This window comes from Dulcicalothrix desertica PCC 7102 (assembly GCF_003991905.1).
Classification (GTDB): Bacteria; Cyanobacteriota; Cyanobacteriia; order Cyanobacteriales; family Nostocaceae; genus Dulcicalothrix; species Dulcicalothrix desertica.
Genome location: NZ_RSCL01000002.1, coordinates 322,585 through 339,131, shown reverse-complemented (window position 1 = coordinate 339,131; position 16,547 = coordinate 322,585). Strand labels below are relative to the sequence as shown.

Below are 16,547 nucleotides of genomic sequence, written 5' to 3'. Positions count from 1 at the left end.
ATCTAGGGTTTCAAACTATATACTGAGATGCTTCGTGCCTCAGCATGACATTCACAGATACTTTTCAAACATCCTCTTAGCGCCGAATCGCCGGGAGAAAAATGATATAATAAGTACATGTGTTAAATACTGTGTTTACCTACGAGACATACCTACCGATAACTTAACTCCAGAGGACGAAGATTTTATGAGAACGATGGCAGAAATCGATGCTTGGTATGAAGCTGAAATGAACAAGGCTGAGTTAAAAGGCGAACTAAAAGGCGAACTAAAAGGCAAACTAGAAGGCAAGATTGAGTCTGCAATGACTCTCATTAGAGTAAAATTTGGTTCAGATATTCTGACTCCACAGATAGTTAGTCAACTCCAAAAGTTAAACACCAAGCAACTTGATGATTTTCTAGTAGGAATAATTAATTGGCAACAACAAGAAGAGATGTCCGAATGGCTGTTTGGGAACGAAAAAGTTTAAACACTTACGTTGTCGTCCTTGCGCGCTTGTGAATGATACAACACAGGAGATAGAGCAATGGATACCGAATCTAGAACAGTAACAAATCAAACCGTTGAGGATTCTCGTAATCAAGTTGAGGCGCCTATAAAAGAAATATACCGTAAGCTAATTATGGAAGTTCTTTCCGCCCATGCTGATACCCCAGAAGATAATCAGCCAATTCCAATTGTAACTGTTTTTGATACTCATAACGACCGTTACCAACTATTGCGAACAGGCTGGAACGGGTCGGAACACATTTTTAATCCTCTTCTTCATCTTGATATTATTGAAGATAAAGTTTGGATTCAACAAAATAAAACAGATATTGAAATTGGTGAAGAGTTAGCAAAAGTAGGTATTCCAAAATCGAACATTGTTTTAGGACTAGTACCACCTCATCTTAGAAGCTCGCAACCCAGAATATTGTATTCTTTAATAAACACGCTTACACAGAATCAATCTGTAGGTGCCTCATTAAAGAGGCGCGTCACAACTACTAGCTCTAAGTTAGTTATTTCTGCTTTTCTTTCTCCAACAGCTATACCACGCAATTGATACATTACAGAAAGTGGTACACAAGTTCCTTTAGGTTGGTATTGGGAAAGGAAAGAAATAGAAAATTATTTGATTGACCCTAAAGTAGTTAAAAAATCACTCTTGTGTGATGCACCACCAATGGAGCAGTATCGCGCAGCACTAAAAGCTTCTGCTGAAAAAATAGGCGCCTATACCGCAGCTAGAATTACACTATGGACATGGCTAAGAGAGTAGCAACAATTACGAAATTTGATGGCACAGTAAAATTGCACACGAGATTTTTGATTAGTAAAGACGGGCAAGGATGCCCATTCCACAAGAATATATTATTTAGTCTTCTGTAAGAGCGGCATCAAAAACCTGTTGCGCGGTAAAGTTAAGGTTAGGAAAAGAAGGTGAGACAATTAAATCATTACCTTGAAACGCCCTCTTTACATATTCCCCATCGACTAAATCGCAAACAAAAATAGTAGGCTGTTTGGGGTTGCCTATAAATTCCCGTCCCCCTAACGCAGCATAATCAACAATCCAGTACTCAGGAATACCGATAATTTCATAGTCAGCAAACTTTTTATGGTAATCGTCTCGCCAGTTTGTGCTTACAATCTCAATCGCTAAGGGTACGGATGCACCATCCATAACCGTTGACTCTTTTTTCCATAGCGGTTCATTAACAAGGTTTTTACGATTTAGCAGCAAAATATCAGGCGAGTAACCTGATTCGTTTCCGGGTGGTTTGACTAATGCGGTTTTGGGCAGGAAGTACGGTAATTTTAACCGCTTATATTCAGGTACAATCTCTTCAACCAAAAAACCTACAACTCCCTCGTGACCACCTACAGGTTGTGCCATTTCAACAATCACTCCATCATGTAACTCGTAACGTCCTCCCTCTGGGCGCCATGCGGCAAATTCTTCAAAGGTTACTAGTTTGGGTAAAGCTTGGGTCATAAGGTTTTACCAATTAAAATTTATACATCAACACCAAGTTATTGACTTTTTCCTACAGTGTGTTGTAATTTACCAGCTTTAATCAATTTCTCTTCAATCATTTGTGCTACTTCTTTACTCATATCTGTACCTATCTCTGTACAGTATGCCTTAAAAAGTCTTCTGTAACTTTCAGGCAATATTAGTCTTACTTGAACCATATTTTTATCAGCCATTTAACATTACTCCTTAAATATAGCCACTATAGCCACTACATACAATAGTGGTTGTATAGTCATATTTTATTATACTGGCTATTTAAATAATAAATGGATATGCAGCCATTGTAGACACTATAGCCACTTAATGGTATAACAAGAGCGAAAGTTAATAGGTGAAAAAGCTATCCGGTTTCGGATAAATGCATTAAAATTATCGAAAAATAGGGAAACTTATGGCAACAAATCAACCAGAGTCTGTAAATGACCGCTTAGAGGGTTTAGAAAATCGTTTTACCAATACCGAGAAAGCGGTTGCTGCACAAAGCAATACGATTGATGTATTAGTAGCCAATATTATCCAGCTAACTGAAAACGTCAATAACCTAACTGTAAAAATGGATGACCTAACTGTAAAAATGAATGACCTAACTGTAAAGGTTGATAACGTAACTGAAAACGTCAATAACTTGGCTCTTCAAGCAGCACAAGATAGAGAACAAGCAGCGCAAGATAGGCAGCAAGCAGCTATCGACCGTCAAGAGTTCAGAACTCAAATACAGCATATCTGGGAGTATTTGCGAGACCGTAACGGTGGCAGCAGTCCACCAAATTAAGGTTGGTGATGCTTGTATTAAAGAAACTCGTATCCCTGTTTGGTTATTAGTAAGTTACCATAGCTCAGGTTTAAGTGAAGCCAAAATTTTAGATAATTATCCGACTTTATCAGATGTTGACGCACGCAAATGCTTGGTCTTACGCTCAAGCATATGCAAATGACATTGAAGCGGCAATTGTAAAATATAATTAAATATTGGGGCGGGCAAGGATGCCCGCTCCACAAGAGTATGCTCATCCCTACAAGATTTTAATTTGATTTGATTATCATTCTTAGCCCCCCTTATTAAGGGGGGTTGGGGGGATTAAATTCATATGAGTAATCATACTTAAAAAATATCTGATCCCCAGCAAATTCTGATTCTTAGCCTATAAAATGCAGTTTTAATTCCGTTTTTTTGCGGTTTCGGTTTAATTTGGTGCGTGATTAGAATAATTTTGTACAAGCCACAGTTATGACCTTTGCTTGTTTAGTTTGCATGACCCGTAATTTGCAGAAAAATTATCGGCTCATCTAATTACTTTTAACGAGCTTATACGGAATTAGTAGTAGCTTCTAAGATTTTACTGTTGTTAAGTTTTTGAGTTTATTTGGCTCGCGCGAGTTGGTGCGTCTACTTGTAAATTTTGTTATTCGGGTTTTTTCGCTGCGTTGAGAAACCCGGTTTCTTTTCGTTTACTTGAAGATTGTAATTTTTAGTGTCGAAGAAACCGGGTTTCTTGGGTTATAGGGTGCATTTACCGCTTGTAAATTCTCTGAATGCATTTACCACCCTATAATGCGGAATAAATATAGCTTTTCTACCAGTAGTGGTTTTACTTTACTGGAAACATTGGTTGTGGTTTTTATTATTGGTATATTAGCCGCAATTGCTGTTCCTAGTTGGCTGGGCTTTATTGAGGCTCGGCGCCTTGGTGCTGCTAGTGACCAAGTTTACCTAGCTTTACGTAATGCCCAAAGTCAAGCGATGAAGGATAAGGTTAAGTATCAGGCGAGTTTTAAGGTTGAGGATGAAGTTGTTAAATGGGCTGTTCATCCTGTTAGTGTTAGTCCTGCACTCGCTCAATGGTATGAACTGGAGCCTAATATTGTGCTAGACACGGAAACTACAATGCAACGCCATAATGGTGTTCGTAGAACTGTTTTTGATTTTCGAGGTACTGTAAATCCTCCACTTGGAAGGTTAACGCTATCAAGTAAATTTGGCGGTAAGATGAAACGTTGTGTTTTTGTGTCTACTATTTTGGGTGCCATGCGTTCGGGGACTGAACATGATGAACCTGATGAAAATGGTCGATATTGTTATTGATTGATGGCACGGGTTTTGGGGGCGGGTTTGGCTATATTTTAATGAATATTAAGGATTTGGGTTAACCCGCCCCTACGATATGCATCATTTAATACTCTTTACTCGTTACCCTGAACCGAACCGGACTAAAACTCGTTTAATTCCTAAACTTGGCGCCGATGGTGCGGCTAATCTTCATCGTGAAATGACTGAGCATACTTTGTCTCAAGTTTTACCATTGAATGTTTCTATGGAGGTGCGTTTTTCTGGTGGTAGTTTAGAGTTAATGCAGGCTTGGTTAGGTTCTGGTTTAGTATATCAGCCACAGGGTGAGGGTGATTTGGGTGAGCGTATGGCGAGCGCTTTTCATAATTCTTTTAAAGTAGGCGCCTGTAAAACTATTATTATTGGCAGTGATTGTCCTGGTATTGATGCACAAATCTTAACTACGGCGTTTGCACATCTCAATGACGTAGATTTGGTGCTGGGTCCAGCTTTGGATGGGGGCTATTATTTAATTGGGTTACGCCGTTTAATTCCTGAGTTATTCCAAAATATCAATTGGGGAACCTCTAAAGTGTTACAGCAGACTATAAATGTTGCACATAGTTTAGGGCTATGTTATCAATGCTTGGCGCCGCTTGCTGATGTTGACCGTCCCGAAGACTTGGAGGTGTGGCATAATTTGCAACAGAATTAACCATCTTGTGGGGTGGGCATCCTTGCCCGCCCGATATTTAGAATGGCTTGCCCGCCCGATATTTAGAACGGGCAGGGATGCCCATTCCACAATAATCAAGGTATATTTTAATACCGTAATTTTTCTGAAGACACTGTGAAAACTAGGTGCTAGCGTGGTGTAGTTCTGAAAAATGAAGTAAAAAATTATTACTATCTATAAATTGTTGTCGTAAACGTAAAGAACAGATAAGGTTATGGGAACCATATTCCAGTAACTTTAAGTAATAACAATCACTTGTACTACAAAAACTAGAACGTATGATTAACAGTTTTGCTGCCGCCACTGCTTCAAGAACCCTTAAGGTAGGGGGAATTATCCTACTTTTGTCTTTTCTTATTGACTTTATAATTTTGCTGTTTCCTTTTCAACCAACTGATAGAGGTTGGCAAATTGGTTTGGCTACTGCTTTGGTAGACCGGGGTATTGTGCCTATGGTCGGTTTAGGATTATTAATTGCGGGATATTGGGCAGATAGCTTTGAAGGTGATGAAAGATTTGGCGGTTTTGATTTAAGATTACCCGCATTCGTCCTATCTAGTATTTTAGGCTTGATGTTTTTGCTGATTTTTCCTTTGCACTTAAATAACGTTCGTCAAGCTAGCGCACAAACCGTTGAGCAAATTGGCAGACAAGCAGAACAGCAAGAAACCCGACTCAACAACCAATTAACTCAAGTTCAAGCTCAGTTAGGTAACGACCAAGTTAAAGCTGAACTTGAAAAACAAAAAGCTCAAACCAAAGCACAGTTAAACGACATTCTTAAAGACGAGCAGAAATTTAAGCAAGCACAAGAAAATCCAAATGTTCCTGCTGCTGTAAAAGATGTGCTTAAAAAAGCTAAGACAGACCCCAAAGTACTCGATGACTTTATTGCTTCACAAAGCGACCCTCAAAAGCTTGCAGACCAACAAAAGCGTCAGATTCGTGAGCAAAAAGAAAGTGCCGAAAAACAAGCTAAAGACCAAGCTTGGAAATCTGGTTTACGTATTGGTATGAGCAGCTTGTTACTTTCTATTGGTTACATCATTATCGGTTGGACTGGTATGAGAAGTATGGGTATGGGACAAAGTAGCACACGCAAAGCGACCGCAAGATAGTGCTGAGTAGAAAGTGCTGAGTGCTGAGAATAGTTAGGAGTTAGGAGTTAGGAGTTGGGAGTTGGGAGTTGGGAGTTAGAAAGGTGTAAATTGTCATTCTGAGCGTAGCGTAAACGAAGTTTTCCCGAAGGGTAGAATCTTTAAAGCTTCACTCAGTTAGGGACTTCCAAATAAAAAAATCTCCAATATCTTCTTGTGGAATGGGCAGGAAAGCCCGTTTATTTAAAGAAGGCGGGCAAGGATGCCCACCCCACAAGATGGAGAATTAAATTTTTGGAAGTCCCTTATAGAGATGCTTCACTACGTTCAGCATGACAAGGCACTCAGCACTCAGCACTCAGCACTCAGCACTTTTTACTTTTTAGTCCTATTTGATACAATAAATTAAATATTTCCACGACGTAAAAATAATGATATCTATTTATATATTGACTTATAACGAAGAATTAGATATTGCTGCTTGTATAGAGTCAGCAATGCTTTCGGATGACATTATCGTCGTGGATTCTTGTAGTAGTGACCGCACCGTCGAAATTGCTAATCGCTATAGAGTGCGTGTCGTTGAACACGCTTTTGAAAGCCACGGGCGCCAGCGAACTTGGATGCTCGAAAATATACAGCCCAAATACGACTGGGTATATATACTCGAAGCTGATGAGCGCATGACACCAGAATTATTTGCCGAATGTATAGCAGCAAGCAAGTCTAATTCACAATATATAGCTTACTATGTAGCGGAACGAGTCATGTTCATGAATTCATGGATTCGTCGCAGTACTCAATACCCACGCTATCAACTGCGATTATTCCGTCATGGTAAAGTTTGGTTTAGTGATTACGGTCATACCGAACGTGAAGTATGTGACGGCGCCACTAGTTTTTTGAAAGAAACCTATCCACATTATACTTCCGGTAAAGGATTAAGCCGTTGGATTGATAAACACAACCGCTATTCCACCGACGAAGCTAGAGAAACAGTAAATCAACTCCAACACGGCAGCGTCAAATGGCGAGACTTATTTCTCGGTAACTCCGAAGTCGAACGGCGCCGCGCACTTAAAGATTTATCATTACGCTTACCTGGGCGCCCTATTATTCGTTTTATCTATATGTACTTTTTACTCGGTGGCTGTCTAGATGGACGCGCCGGTTTCGCTTGGTGTACCCTACAAGCCTTCTACGAATACCTAATATTACTCAAAGTCTGGGAAATTAAAAACATGGCGCCGACCCACACCGAACCCAAAACTCTAGAAACACTTAACAAATCGTAGGTTGGGTTATCCTATCTTTGGATGACGAAGAACGGCGAATGCTAGAAAAAAATTTATCTACCCACAGTATTGAAACGGCGCCGAGTAGTCAAAATAAGCACGGTGTTGCATTAAAACAAGCAAGCACAGAAGCTACTTTTGAAAGACTTGTTAACCAATGGCGTGACGAAAATCATGGTGTATCATCTACTCACCAACTATCAATGCATCCCGCATATCAAGAAATTATTAGCATGGGTGAAGAAGTCGTGCCATTGTTACTAAAGGAATTAGAGAAAAAATCCGGACAATGGTTTGGGGCACTAAAATCTATTACAAAAGTAGACCCTGTGTCTCCAGAGCATAAAGGCAACACAAAAGAAATGACTAAAGCTTGGTTAGAGTGGGGCAAACAAAGAGCTTTGAATTAATAGTTCGCTTGCTAACTATTATGATATTAGGAACAGGCAGGGATGCCTGTTTCACAAGATGGGAGTGTAATATAAATTAATATTTAGATGAAATTTTCTTATCTTTATCAGAATTACGGCGCCTGTATTGCTTAAAGATACCTGTATAAGGCGGCTATTACCTTTATAAGTTCGGCATTCCGGCAGATTTCAATTTGGCACGGTAATATTAGAATAAATATTAAAACTTGCAACATTCAGTTACAAGGTTAAAAAATATTGGCATCTGGCAGATAACTGCTGTAACCTTCAGTGGTTAGCGAGAGTAACATCCTCATCATTTTGTCGAAGAGCGCGTAGATGGCTGAAATATGCGCGCACTGGTTGTATGAGTACCTATATAAAAAGTTCTACTAGCCTAAACAAGGAGAGTCGGGGATTGGTAATCGAACGCTTAAAGCAGGATTTAAAGAATGACTTGATTGCTGGGTTGCTGGTTGTTATACCTCTAGCAACTACAATCTGGCTGACGATTACCATTGCTAACTGGGTAATTGACTTTCTCACGCGGGTACCCAAGCAACTTAATCCTTTTGATGGGCTGCACCCTATTTTAGTTAATTTACTTAATATTTTGGTGGGCTTTGCGGTTCCATTATTAGGTATTCTTTTAATTGGGTTAATGGCTCGTAACATCGCTGGACGCTGGTTGCTTGATTTTGGTGAGCAAACAGTACAAGCGATTCCTTTAGCTGGACAGGTTTATAAAACTCTTAAGCAACTTCTTGAAACTTTATTCAAAGACTCTAATGGTAAGTTTCGCCGAGTGGTTTTGGTAGAATATCCCAGACGCGGTGTTTGGTCTGTCGGATTTGTAACAGGCGCCATTAGCAACGAAATCCAAGCGCAAATGCCGCAACCAGTATTAAGTGTTTTTGTGCCTACTACTCCAAACCCAACCACAGGATGGTATGCTGTAGTACCTGAGAACGAAGTTGTTAATCTATCAATATCAATCGAAGATGCCTTTAAAATTATAGTCTCAGGCGGTATAGTTGCCCCGAATACCCCTATACCATCACTTGTAATCGCGGAGCATAAAGTCGAAATTCCTTCTTCGGAGTCACGGCAGATAACACCGTAAGGGTTTCTATTATTAATCTATCTAAAATCCATTCATAAAAAGTATGCAAGAGCGTAAACCTCGTCAAATTGCGCGTGAACTGGCACTCCTATGTTTGAGTCAGTTACCCACCAATCCTAAAAAGCTCAACGAAGAACACTTACCAAAACTTGTACTTGCCGCTGTTCGTACCCTCCGCTCTGAAGTTCAAGATACCCTTGATAATGCCGCAGGTGAATTACAGCGTAGTAATGACAGGTTACTTACTAGCGAAACACGTGCTAGTGATTTAAACACCGCGCGCACTATGCTCAAAGAAGCTGTTACTTATGCCCAAAAGGCAATTAATCAGCTAGGTGCTGCTATTGAGTTTCCCGAATTAATTCAACTGGCTAATCAGGACAAAGATGTTGCACGCTATGCAATTGATATTGTTCGCACTGTAAATGAGAATCAAACTCTTATTGATGAAGAGATTTCTCAAGCATTAGTAGATTGGCAAGTTAATCGTCTCGCCCAAATTGACCGTGATATTTTACGTATTGCGGTGGCTGAAATGTTATTTTTACAGCTTGATGAGCGTATGGCTATTAATGAAGCTGTGGAGTTGGCAAAGCGGTATAGTGAAGCTGATGGGCATCGATTTATTAATGGAGTCCTACGTAGAGTTACTGAGAGTAAGAGTGAATTGAGTTTGCAAAAAATAAAGGGCAGGTAGAGTGCAACGGATGTAACGGATGTAACGGATGGGTTACTGGTTTGTTTTGGGATTATATGTTGGTGGGGCGGGTTGACGTATATCCTGTTCAATAATGGAAAATTTAGGTTAACCCGCCCTTACTAAACCATATTTTTTTTATCACAATGGCTTTTAATTGGTTCCGTCGTCAACATAACGAATCTTCTAATACTCCTGCTGAGGTAGAAAAAACTGAGCAGTCCCAAGACCAGGCGCCTTCTACACCAGATGCGGCGCCTACTACTACACCCGATGCTTCTGACCTGTTGGCATTTGCTAAGGCTGCTTACAAGAATATTCAGCAAAAACAACAAGATGCTCCTATAGAAACTGAGGCTGTGACTGAGGCTGTGACTGAAGCTGTGACTGAGGCGCCTGTCGTTGAAGAACAGAAAATTGAAGAAGTTACCTCTCTTGCGCCCGAAGTTGAGTCTGTTGAAGAATCTGTTGAAGAGCCTGTAGACGAAAATACAGTTGACACTGTTGATTCTACTGAATCTGTGGCGGAAGTCAGCGATGAAGTGGCGCCAACGGCATCCACCAATTTATCTAATTTATCTTTTATCGAACGTGCAGCAGCAGAAAGAGAAGCTAGACAACAACGGTTAATGCAAAGCGCCATTGATGTTCCGGCGCCACAAGCAGAAAAAATAGATGTAAATGTAGTATCTGATACAAGTGATATTGAAACAGAGGAAACAGAGGAAACATCTGATTTCGATTCAGATTTAGAGTTTGATGACGGGTTTGTGTGGTCGGCAGAAGTTCTTGCGGCACAAGGTCGGCGCCCAGAAGACATATCTATAGAAGAAATAAATTGGCTTAAAAAGCTGCGACGGGGTTTGAGTAAAACTCGTCGTAATATAGTCAACCAATTAAAGGCGATTGTTGGCAAGGGTCCACTAAACTCTGCTGCGGTTACAGAAATTGAAGCCCTGCTTTTACAAGCTGATGTTGGTGTCGAAGCGACTGATTATATTATTGAGGCTTTACAAACTAAGTTACGCTCCGAAGCGCTTCCTGCTGATGCTGCGATTGCATATCTCAAGACTATCCTTAAGGATATGCTCGAAGCTCCTATTCAAAAATCTCAAAAAAATGTCTTCGCTCCAGAAAAAGACACTCTCAATATTTGGCTCATGACTGGTGTTAATGGCGCCGGGAAAACTACAACTATTGGTAAACTTGCTCATTTATCCCAAAAGTCAGGCTACCGCACTTTGATTGGCGCCGCTGATACTTTCCGTGCTGCTGCTGTTGAACAAGTCAAAGTTTGGGGTACACGTAGTAATGTTGAAGTCATTTCAAATCCGGGTAAAAATACAGACCCAGCAGCTGTGGTGTTCGACGCAATAACGGCTGCAAACGCTCGTAATACAGAATTACTGTTAGTAGATACCGCAGGACGCTTGCAAAATAAGAAAAATTTGATGGATGAACTTAGTAAAGTCCGTCGCATAATCGATAAAAAAGCCCCCACAGCTAAAGTAGAATCACTGTTGGTGCTTGATGCAACGCTAGGTCAAAATGGGTTGCGGCAAGCTGAGGTTTTTTCCCAAGCTGCACAGTTAAGTGGTGTAGTTTTAACTAAACTTGATGGTACTGCTAAAGGTGGTGTTGCACTTGCTGTTGTAAAGCAGTTGGGTCTACCAATTCGATTTATTGGTGCCGGTGAAGGTATAGAAGACCTACGTCCTTTCTCTAGCTACGAATTTGTCGAAGCTTTACTTAGTAACTGAGATGTAACAGTATACCAAACAGCCATTCTATTAGTTGAGAGAGAGCTATGATTTATTAAAAATTCAAAACTTCCTAAAACTAATTTTTAAAAATGCGCTTGAGCTGCTATCATCAGTTGCATCCTGAAAATCTACCATGAATAGGCGCCATATCTCACTCAATGAGAGATAGCGTCTTAAGTCCTACTACGCCTAGATTCTTCATTTATTAATATTCTCTAGTTAAGAAATTAAGGGTTGTAATTTATGTTCAAATAAAACTGTTCAAATAAAACTAAGGCGCCGGAAATCAAATGTATTTGACAAATCCTCTTACCCCCTATACCTCTAACCCCTTTGTCAAAAATAGTTAACATACCGAATAACTAATGAAGGTTCTATAAATTGTCTACCTTTTGATACATGATGTATATATCAAGTTATGAGATTATTAATAACCTTCAGTACGTAGTAGAAAATACTGCTTTTGCAATCAAGCTAATTAAGTAAGAACTACTAAAAATATGTTGAAATCAAATTCCATATATTAAGAAATTTAATTATACAATGAAAGACTTATAAAGTTTTTATCCTACGTCATAATACGCTTGCTAAAATTACAAGCTTTGCCCCAATATGGTGTAGCAATACCAAGCTAAAAGTTTAAACGATAATAAACACCTGTGCCTCAACCACCTTCTCAACCAACTAACAGCAATACCAGCACTACGACCGATGTCACTCCAGTGGTAGCGCTGAAAGAACTTGTGGCAAGGCTACATCGCGAGCAAAATAAAATTCAAGACTTGCTTAGTTCGTTGGGATTTGCCCTTAGAAGCTTTAACAATTTAAATCAGTTTTTAGAGTTAATTCCACTGATGGCAACGCGAGTCACTGACGCTGATGGTAGTGCCTTATTTCTCTACAAACCAAATGGGCAAGTGCGGTTAGAGCAACTGCATTGGCAAGATAGTCTTCAGCGTAAAAATATTCGTAAAGCGCTCGAAACAGCCAGTAGCCAAATTACTTTATTAGCAAATGCTGTACCCCTAACAGCTACAACAGGGATGTTAGACGACCAAATGCATCGCTGTTTGGGCCCTGGTGTACAAATATTTGGTACTGCTATCCTCGTCAAACATAATGAACGTGGGTGGTTATATGTATTAAGTCGGGACCCAGATTACACTTGGACAGAAACACGTCAAAAGCTAGTTCGTTTAGTCGCTGACCAAACCGCAGTTGCCATTGAAAACGATGAATTAGGTGTTGAATTACGTAAAAAAGAACGTTTAGACCAAGAACTTGAAATTGGTGCCGAAATTCAAAGGCGCCTGCTACCCCGTCAATGTCCTACAATACCAGGGTTAGCTTTAGCAGCACGCTGTAAACCCGCGAACCGTGTAGGTGGAGATTACTACGACTTTATTCCAACCAACCACAACCAAATTCAACCAAGCAGCAAAAACCCCGTAATAAGTACTTCAGTACTTAACACCCCAGTACTTAACACCCCAGTACTTAACACCCCAGTACTTAACACCCCAGTACTTAACACCCCAGTACTTAACGACGAATACAAAAATGGACGTTGGGGGGTAGTAGTTGGTGACGTAATGGGTAAAGGAGTTCCCGCAGGGTTAATTATGACAATGATGCGGGGGATGTTACGCGGTGAAGTATTACACGGTCATCCACCCAAACGAATATTACAAAACTTAAATCGCGTCATGTACGCCGACTTAGAAAACTCCAATAGATTTGTCACACTTTTTTATTCAGAATTTGAACCAGAAACGCGAACTTTATATTTTAGTAACGCTGCTCACAACCCCCCATTATGGTGGCACGCTGCAACCAGAACAATAACGCGCTTAGACACTTTGGGAATGTTAATTGGTTTAGATGCCAATAGCCAATACGAAGACGGTCAAGCACAGCTAGAACCGGGAGACGTTGTAATTTATTATACTGATGGTTTAACAGATGCCGCCTCAGCCAGTGGCGATAGATTCGACGAAGACAACCTAATTAAAGCACTTAATACAGCCTGCCGCATTTATAGCGAACCCCAAGAAATACTAGATTATATGTTTGATACAGTACATGAATTTATTGGCGCCGATAAACAAAACATCGACGACATGACACTAGTAGTTCTACAAATTAGAGAGTAAAAAGTGCGCTGAGTAGGTTAAATAGTTAGGAGGAGAGAAGGGGCGGGGCGGGTTTACTATACTGTTATAAATAACGGAGTATTTGGTTAACCCGCCCGTACAGGAGTTAGGAGTGCCGTCGGTTGGGTTCTGTTTCAGTGAAAGTAAAATATAATAATGTATAAAAAATATGCTTATCACACAATTTTATTCTATAAAACACCGCTTTTTTTGCGAATAATACTTAGTTAGTAATAAATGTAGTGATAATATTTACTCTATACAAGTTTTCCTAGAGGATAAATTTAATATACAGATATATCCTCTAGGAATTTAGCGCGCAACTCAACATATTTAAGAACACTATTTTTAGCGACTTTCACTCAATATCATTACTGAATTTGTAAGGTGGCTGAAGCCACCCTACTCCTAACTCCTACTCAGCACTCAGCACTCATTACTCAGCACTCATTACTCAGCACTCAACACTAAAAAGTGATTGTCCAACCTTCTTTGGTTACTTTGTCTTTGGTATAAGAAACACCGTCTATTTTTAGACCACCGTTATCGAGAAGGGTAATAATACCACCCTCGTTGTCTAGGTTGATTTTGTTACTTAAAGTCACTTTTAAAACTTCACCTGGATTGATGGTACCAGTGAGTGGGAATTTAGACTTCAATTTGTCAGCTATTGCCCATCCCGTTAAATCAACTGGTTCAGGTGAAGTATTAAGTAAAGTAACAGTTTCTTTATTTGCGTCCTTATCTACAGGGTTTACCATTGCTGCAACAATACGAATCGCTGCGGTTTTTTCTGGTATAATTGTATCGATACGGTTTCCGGTTGTATCGTCGGTATGGAAAGATTGTGATTGGAAAGCGAGAAAAATTCCTACCCATGTCGAACGTGATGGATAGTGTATTAGTAGTCCTCCGTCTTGCCAAACTCCATTGTCTCGTTGGAATCTGCCATCATTACCCTGGTTCATATGGATATCGTGGATACCGTTACCAGGTAAGAAACCAAAATATTTGTCTTTAACGTCGGTTTCTGGACCCCATCTTTCTCCAAAAGCGTATATTGCAGTGTCTTCACTTTCTACTGCACGGTTGATATATAGTTCGATTAATTCGTTTAAGTCATTATCTGGACCTGGGACGTTGTGTGGTAAAGGTTTCATTTGCGTTGTGTCAAACAAGTTTCCCCGAATAAAATCCAACGCTAGTCCACCTGGTTTTCTTGAAAGTTCATGAAAACCATTATCTAGTTCAACCAGTCCTTTAATAATGGGATGGTTGAAGTTTTCTTCTACGTAATAAAATAATTCTGATGGCGCCAGTTTTGATTTAACGTTGATTGCAATACGATATTTGGTGTCTCCATCACTTAGAAGCACTTGGTAATGCGGTGTTTGTCCTTCACCTAACTTACGGTCAACAACACGACCTTTCAGTACACCATAATTCTTTAAAGGCATTTAAGTCTCCTACACAATATTTTACTTGTATTTAATTTTACTTATTACTCATCCGTAATTATAAGGAAATTTATTAATCACCTTATAACTAGTTGTGTAAATTACATCTACGCCTAACAAGCCTACAAAACAAGCATACACAAATGTGTTTGCTATCCTACCAAACGGTTTTATGTTTAACCTTAGCCATGATGGCACATGTTTTTTAATTTGACCAAAATTAAATTCTATTTTTCAGATAACGACGAAAAAATATGCAGTGATTATCCTGGTATATAGGGGCTTAATTTTACTCAGTATCTGCTGGCTAGCACGTTTCCATAAAGAAATTTATCTATTAGGGAAGTAAAAAATATACTATGCAGCAGGATGAAACGTGTAAAGAATAAGTAAATTACTCCATTCTTTTGGGATGGCATTTGGCAGGGGCGGGCAGGGATGCCCGCTCCACAAGAGTAAAGAATAATATATATAAGTTTAAATAAAACTGTCTATCCAACAAGGATAAGCATATGAATCTTTTCTTTCTAGTTCAATACCTTGATAATCAGTAAATAAATAATTAGCTGTGGCATGTAGGTTATCGATTAAATTAGCTTCTTCTCCACTAGCTTCAAGTGCTATACTCCACCAAGTTTTATTATATATTTCTAATAATGTTAGTTCGACGTTGCACAAATTTTTAATATTATCTAAATTTATATTATCACTTAGCAATTCTGGAACGGCGCCAGGTAAAATTTGATATGACTGCAAATAACGACTTTTTTTCACACTTACCCATGTAGGGTTATTTTCTACTTGAATTGGTAGAAAAGCTTCTTTTGTAGAGTCGTTACACATCCATTTACGCCATTTCTCTACTTTACCTGTAACTGAGTTGGTAAATTGCACTCTTCCTAGCTCTGATATTCGCCATTTTATTTCTAGGCGCCCTGAACGTAACTTAATACCAACAAAATCATTTCCTGGTGCGTATAAATAAATATCAGTACGCTGTTCTGGTTGTTGTGATGGTTCAAACCAGGTTTTAAAGCTAGTAGGGATGGCGCCGGGAATAAACCAGCGTACTTCACATGTTGTATATGACATGGTTCCTTAATGGTCACGCTTGATGAGACAATGTTAACGAAATATTACAAAAATATTTTTTTGAAATATATTATTGCTTGGCGCCCCTAAAGGATTGAAAAGAAATGTGGAAACGTATTGGATTGATTGTACTATTGGTTTTTAGCTTAAGTTTCAGCTATTCGGATATTGCTGCTGCGGCTGGGCTGAAGAATTTTACAGATACTGATAATGGCTATGAGTTCTCATATCCTAATGGCTGGGTGCAAGTTAAAGTGGCGAATGGTCCGGTTGTGGTGTTCCATGATATTATCGAGCCTTCTGAGAATATCTCTGTCGTTATTAGTCCTGTTCCTGATAGTAAGACACTAACGGAACTGGGAACACCTGGAGAAGTTGGATATAAACTTGGTAAAAGCGCTCTGGCACCTGAAGGGTCTGGTCGTGAAGCTGAATTAATTAACGATGCTCAAAGAGAAGTTGACGGCAAGGTTTATTATAAGTTGGAATATTTAATTAAACTCCCTAATAATAAAAAACGTCATAATCTTGCCAATGTAACTGTTAGTCGTGGTAAGTTGTTTACTTTCAACGCCTCAGTTACAGAAAAACGTTGGCCAAGAGTCAAGCGTTTCATTCAAGATTCGATAGATTCGTTCAAAGTATATTAAT

Annotated in this window: 18 protein-coding genes and 1 pseudogene; 15 read left to right on the top strand and 4 right to left on the bottom strand. The window is 39.5% G+C overall.

What is annotated here, in order from left to right; translation table 11 throughout:
* The 3 genes and pseudogenes from DSM106972_RS05735 to DSM106972_RS51215 all read left to right on the top strand — a co-directional run.
* Positions 1 to 472: pseudogene (locus DSM106972_RS05735) on the top strand (hypothetical protein); the annotation flags it as partial.
* Positions 473 to 529: 57 nt separating this feature from the next.
* Positions 530 to 1,051 carry a XisI protein gene (locus tag DSM106972_RS05730; RefSeq protein ID WP_127079658.1) on the top strand — a complete coding sequence of 174 codons (522 nt, stop codon included), beginning with the start codon at positions 530 to 532 and terminating at the stop codon, positions 1,049 to 1,051.
* Positions 1,052 to 1,120: 69 nt separating this feature from the next.
* Entirely contained in the window at positions 1,121 to 1,267 is a 147-nt protein-coding gene (locus tag DSM106972_RS51215) for a hypothetical protein (protein WP_158632772.1), read from the top strand.
* A 96-nt stretch (positions 1,268 to 1,363) separates the two neighbouring features.
* Here DSM106972_RS51215 and DSM106972_RS05725 read toward each other — a convergent pair whose 3' ends face one another.
* The gene (locus DSM106972_RS05725; protein WP_127079656.1) at positions 1,364 to 1,984 is read right to left on the bottom strand and encodes a Uma2 family endonuclease; all 621 of its coding nucleotides are present in this window, start codon (positions 1,982 to 1,984) and stop codon (positions 1,364 to 1,366) included.
* 38 nt (positions 1,985 to 2,022) lie between these two features.
* The gene (locus DSM106972_RS51210) at positions 2,023 to 2,199 is read right to left on the bottom strand and encodes a hypothetical protein (RefSeq protein WP_158632771.1); all 177 of its coding nucleotides are present in this window, start codon (positions 2,197 to 2,199) and stop codon (positions 2,023 to 2,025) included.
* A gap of 218 nt (positions 2,200 to 2,417) precedes the next feature.
* Here DSM106972_RS51210 and DSM106972_RS05720 point away from each other — a divergent pair, with 218 nt between their 5' ends.
* The 11 genes from DSM106972_RS05720 to DSM106972_RS05670 all read left to right on the top strand — a co-directional run bounded on the left by DSM106972_RS05720 (position 2,418) and on the right by DSM106972_RS05670 (position 13,347).
* Complete coding sequence (locus DSM106972_RS05720; RefSeq protein ID WP_201800684.1) at positions 2,418 to 2,798, top strand: hypothetical protein; 381 nt, start codon at positions 2,418 to 2,420, stop codon at positions 2,796 to 2,798.
* Positions 2,776 to 2,961, top strand: a complete 186-nt coding sequence (locus DSM106972_RS52480; protein ID WP_201800683.1) for a DUF433 domain-containing protein — start codon at positions 2,776 to 2,778, stop codon at positions 2,959 to 2,961. The genes DSM106972_RS05720 and DSM106972_RS52480 overlap by 23 nt, the downstream gene beginning before the upstream one ends.
* 617 nt (positions 2,962 to 3,578) lie before the next feature.
* Positions 3,579 to 4,109 (top strand): pilus assembly FimT family protein, encoded by a 531-nt coding sequence (locus DSM106972_RS05710; RefSeq protein WP_127079654.1) that lies wholly within the window; start codon positions 3,579 to 3,581, stop codon positions 4,107 to 4,109.
* Between the two features lie 79 nt (positions 4,110 to 4,188).
* On the top strand, positions 4,189 to 4,788 hold the full coding sequence (locus DSM106972_RS05705; RefSeq protein WP_127079652.1) for a TIGR04282 family arsenosugar biosynthesis glycosyltransferase: 600 nt from the start codon (positions 4,189 to 4,191) through the stop codon (positions 4,786 to 4,788).
* 299 nt (positions 4,789 to 5,087) lie between these two features.
* On the top strand, positions 5,088 to 5,927 hold the full coding sequence (gene hpsJ-B / locus DSM106972_RS05700) for a hormogonium polysaccharide biosynthesis protein HpsJ (protein WP_127079650.1): 840 nt from the start codon (positions 5,088 to 5,090) through the stop codon (positions 5,925 to 5,927).
* A gap of 410 nt (positions 5,928 to 6,337) precedes the next feature.
* Entirely contained in the window at positions 6,338 to 7,201 is an 864-nt protein-coding gene (locus DSM106972_RS05695) for a glycosyltransferase family 2 protein (protein ID WP_127079648.1), read from the top strand.
* Between the two features lie 17 nt (positions 7,202 to 7,218).
* Positions 7,219 to 7,611: a hypothetical protein gene (locus DSM106972_RS05690; RefSeq protein ID WP_233787869.1), complete on the top strand. Its 393-nt coding sequence runs from the start codon at positions 7,219 to 7,221 to the stop codon at positions 7,609 to 7,611.
* Between the two features lie 367 nt (positions 7,612 to 7,978).
* Positions 7,979 to 8,734, top strand: a complete 756-nt coding sequence (locus DSM106972_RS05685) for a DUF502 domain-containing protein (protein ID WP_127079646.1) — start codon at positions 7,979 to 7,981, stop codon at positions 8,732 to 8,734.
* 43 nt (positions 8,735 to 8,777) lie between these two features.
* Positions 8,778 to 9,431: a transcription antitermination factor NusB gene (nusB, locus tag DSM106972_RS05680; RefSeq protein ID WP_019492727.1), complete on the top strand. Its 654-nt coding sequence runs from the start codon at positions 8,778 to 8,780 to the stop codon at positions 9,429 to 9,431.
* 146 nt (positions 9,432 to 9,577) lie between these two features.
* Positions 9,578 to 11,191, top strand: a complete 1,614-nt coding sequence (gene ftsY, locus DSM106972_RS05675; protein WP_127079644.1) for a signal recognition particle-docking protein FtsY — start codon at positions 9,578 to 9,580, stop codon at positions 11,189 to 11,191.
* Between the two features lie 662 nt (positions 11,192 to 11,853).
* Complete coding sequence (locus tag DSM106972_RS05670; protein ID WP_127079642.1) at positions 11,854 to 13,347, top strand: PP2C family protein-serine/threonine phosphatase; 1,494 nt, start codon at positions 11,854 to 11,856, stop codon at positions 13,345 to 13,347.
* A gap of 467 nt (positions 13,348 to 13,814) precedes the next feature.
* Here DSM106972_RS05670 and DSM106972_RS05665 read toward each other — a convergent pair whose 3' ends face one another.
* Both DSM106972_RS05665 and DSM106972_RS05660 read right to left on the bottom strand, forming a co-directional pair.
* A complete protein-coding gene (locus DSM106972_RS05665; protein ID WP_127079640.1) occupies positions 13,815 to 14,804 on the bottom strand; it encodes a DUF2278 family protein in 990 nt (329 codons plus the stop codon).
* A gap of 477 nt (positions 14,805 to 15,281) precedes the next feature.
* Positions 15,282 to 15,896, bottom strand: a complete 615-nt coding sequence (locus DSM106972_RS05660) for a hypothetical protein (protein ID WP_127079638.1) — start codon at positions 15,894 to 15,896, stop codon at positions 15,282 to 15,284.
* Between the two features lie 104 nt (positions 15,897 to 16,000).
* On the opposite strand from DSM106972_RS05660, the gene psbP reads away from it, so the two are divergent.
* The gene (gene psbP, locus DSM106972_RS05655) at positions 16,001 to 16,546 is read left to right on the top strand and encodes a photosystem II reaction center PsbP (protein ID WP_127079636.1); all 546 of its coding nucleotides are present in this window, start codon (positions 16,001 to 16,003) and stop codon (positions 16,544 to 16,546) included.
* Position 16,547: the final 1 nt, after the last annotated feature.